Origin of the sequence: Tessaracoccus rhinocerotis, assembly GCF_007197885.1 — a bacterium.
GTDB lineage: Bacteria > Actinomycetota > Actinomycetes > Propionibacteriales > Propionibacteriaceae > Arachnia > Arachnia rhinocerotis.
The window spans coordinates 1-2,796 of record NZ_VKKG01000012.1; the positions used below are offsets into that span (position 1 = coordinate 1).

Annotated in this window: 2 protein-coding genes and 2 pseudogenes; all 4 read right to left on the reverse strand. The window is 65.8% G+C overall.

Annotated features, from left to right (window positions below; all coding sequences use genetic code 11):
• A pseudogene (locus FOJ82_RS15900) lies at positions 1-108 on the reverse strand (transposase); the annotation flags it as partial.
• A gap of 120 nt (positions 109-228) precedes the next feature.
• Complete coding sequence (locus FOJ82_RS15905) at positions 229-975, reverse strand: ATP-binding protein (protein ID WP_143939479.1); 747 nt, start codon at positions 973-975, stop codon at positions 229-231.
• Entirely contained in the window at positions 972-2,522 is a 1,551-nt protein-coding gene (gene istA / locus FOJ82_RS15910; RefSeq protein ID WP_143939480.1) for an IS21 family transposase, read from the reverse strand. The genes FOJ82_RS15905 and istA overlap by 4 nt, the downstream gene beginning before the upstream one ends.
• A gap of 48 nt (positions 2,523-2,570) precedes the next feature.
• Positions 2,571-2,796: pseudogene (locus FOJ82_RS16545) on the reverse strand (hypothetical protein); the annotation flags it as partial.

A 2,796-nucleotide genomic window follows, 5' to 3' on the forward strand; every position in this document is an offset into this window, starting at 1 on the left:
GACGTGGAAGGGGTCCATCACCGCGACCGCGTCGGGGACCTCTTCGGTGGCGGCGGTCTTGAAGCCGGTGAATCCGTCCATCGCAATCACCTCCACGGCTTGGCGCCAGGATGAGTATTCGAGGCTGACGGGACCACTGGATATTGCCTCTGGGGGCCAGCGATATTGACGTTGGGGGCCACCGATGGCGCTGGTGGTGGCCGGGGGCCCGCCACCAGCGCCTGACGGTCACTGGGCGGTGGCTGTGTGTTCTCTCATGTTGTGGGTGCCGGTGTCGATCCAGATGGTGTTGTGGACGATGCGGTCCATGATGGCGTCGGCGTGGACTCCGCCGCCGAGGCGGCTGTGCCAGTCCTTCTTTGCGTATTGGGTGCAGAAGACGGTGGAGGTGGTGTCGTAGCGGCGCTCGAGGAGTTCCAGGAGCATGCTGCGCATGCTCTCGTCGGGTGGGTCGAGGAGCCACTCGTCGATCACGAGCAGGGTGAAGGCCGCGTATTTGCGGAGGAACTTCATCTGCCCCTGCGGCTTGTCCCGGGCCAAGTGCCAGGCTTCGGCGAGGTCGGGCATGCGGATGTAGTGTGCCCGGATCCGGTGCAGGCAGGCCTGTTTCGCCAGGGCGCAGCCGAGGTAGGACTTCCCGGAGCCGGTGAAGCCTTGGAACACGACGTTGTGGGATCGTTCGATGAACGAACACGTCGCCAACTGCGAGATCACACCCCGGTCCAGACCGCGTTCCTCGACGAGGTCGAGCCGCCGCAGATCAGCGGTGGGATAGCGCAGCCCCGCCCGGCGGATGAGACCGTCGACCTTGGAGTGGGTGAAGGCTGAGTGTGCCTCGTCCACGATGATCCGGATCCGTTCCTCGAACCCGAGACCCAGCACCAGGGCCTCGTCCTGGGCTTGGAAGGCCTCCAGCAGCGGGATGGCTCCCATCTCACGGAGTTTGCGTTTGGTCTCGATGTCCAAGCTGCTCATCGGCTGCTTCCTTCTGCGTAGTAGTCGGCGCCGCGGACGTAGCCGCCGGCATCAACCGGCTCCGGCATGGGTTGCTTGTCTTGGCCCGTGTCCAGGATCGGCCTGAGGTGGACGTAGCGAGGCGACCTGACCCCTCCTGCGAGGGCGAGCTGGCAGGCGTCCTCAACCCGGGTCGCGGAGAACCGGCGAGTCAGTCGCAGCACCGCCAACGCCGGGTCCAGGCCCTGCTCGTCAATCGCCACGGATTCGAAGATCCGGTCGATGACCGTCTGCGTCGCCGGCCCGACCCTGCCGGCCCATTCTCGGACGCGGGCTGCGTCCCAGGGCTGATACTTCTCGCCGGCGGGTAGGTCGGCCTCGGCTGTGCGCCAATGTCCGGCGGATCCCTCAGGCAGCAGCAAATGGCTGCTCAGGCGCTGCGAACCGGCGAAGACTTCCAGGACCCGGTCAGTGATGCGGAGGTCGACCTTGGATCCGATGTGGAGATAAGGCACCGAGTAGTGGTTCTTCTCCCAGACCACGTGCCCGCTGCGACCGACGCGGCGGCCATAGACCCAGCGACTGATCTCGTAGGCGACCTGCGGCAACTGCCGCAGCAGCGGCTGCTCCTCATCGGTGAACACACTCGCCCGTGACCCGGGCCGCTTCTGGAACGGCTCAGCGTTGTAAGCCACGACCCGGCCCTCGATCGCCGCGGCCAGCTCGGGCAGCGATGTGAACACCTCGTCCCTGAGTGCGGCGATCACCCAGGTCGCAACATGGGCCACGGTGTTCTCCACTGAGGCCTTGTCCTTGGGCTTCCTCACCCGGCCCGGCAGCACCGCAGCCGAGTAGTGCGCAGCCATCTCCCGATACGAGTCGTTCAACACGACCTCACCCTCACGGGGATGCTTCAACACCCCGGTCTTCAAGTTGTCGGGAACGATCCTGGGCACCGATCCACCGAACGCGGCGAACATCGCCACGTGTGCCCGCAGCCACGTGTCCTGCTTCATGTCCAGCGCGGGATAGACGAACGCGAACCTGCTGAACGGCAAACACGCCACGAACAAGTAGACCTTCGACACCTCCCCGGTCGCGGGGTTCGTCAGCTCCATCGTCGGCCCGGACCAGTCGACCTCGACGCTCTGGCCGGCCTTGTGACCCACCCGCGACGAGGCCCCCGTCACCAGGACGTGGCGCTGGTAGGTCTTGCAGAACCGGTCATAGCCCATCGCCGGCACCCGCTCCGCGGCACACGAGTCGCTGTATTCGCCATGCAGCAGTTTCAGCGTCACCCCGACCCTGGCCATCTCCTTGTGGACCTGGTCCCAGTCCGGCGTGGCGAACACCGTCTCATGCTCACCCCGCCCCGGGAACAACAAGCCATAGACCTCATCATCGCTGCGCCCCGCGACGTCGTCCCAAGACACCCCCGCGGTGTCGGCGGCCTCGAACACCGCCGTCACCGACTTTCGTGACATCTGCTGCGACGCAGCGATCGCCCGCCCCGACAAGCCCTCGGCACGAAGCTGCAACACCAGCTTCGCCCTGATCTTTCGTACCATCGAAGAATCTCCTTCCGCCGCGTGCCCTATACACACGGCGGAAGGAGCCTAGAATCCAGCGGCCCCCAACCACGCCACCACCGGCCCCCAACGAGACAATCCGCACCGCCAGCCAGTGGCCCCCAAACACACGATCAGCGGCCCCCAGCAGCGCTGATATTCACAGGACTCGTCGCGGGCGGCGAGCCATTGTTTGAACGCCTGCTTCGAGCGTCCCGGAACCATGTCCAACAGGCGTGCCGGACCGGTGTCGTCACGCACCGGGGTGAGGTCG

What these genes read in the sequence shown, in the direction of transcription:
- FOJ82_RS15905 (WP_143939479.1), bottom strand. Translation starts at nt 975, where the DNA reads ATGAGCAGCTTGGACATCGAGACCAAACGCAAACTCCGTGAGATGGGA.
- istA (WP_143939480.1), bottom strand. Translation starts at nt 2,522, where the DNA reads ATGGTACGAAAGATCAGGGCGAAGCTGGTGTTGCAGCTTCGTGCCGAG.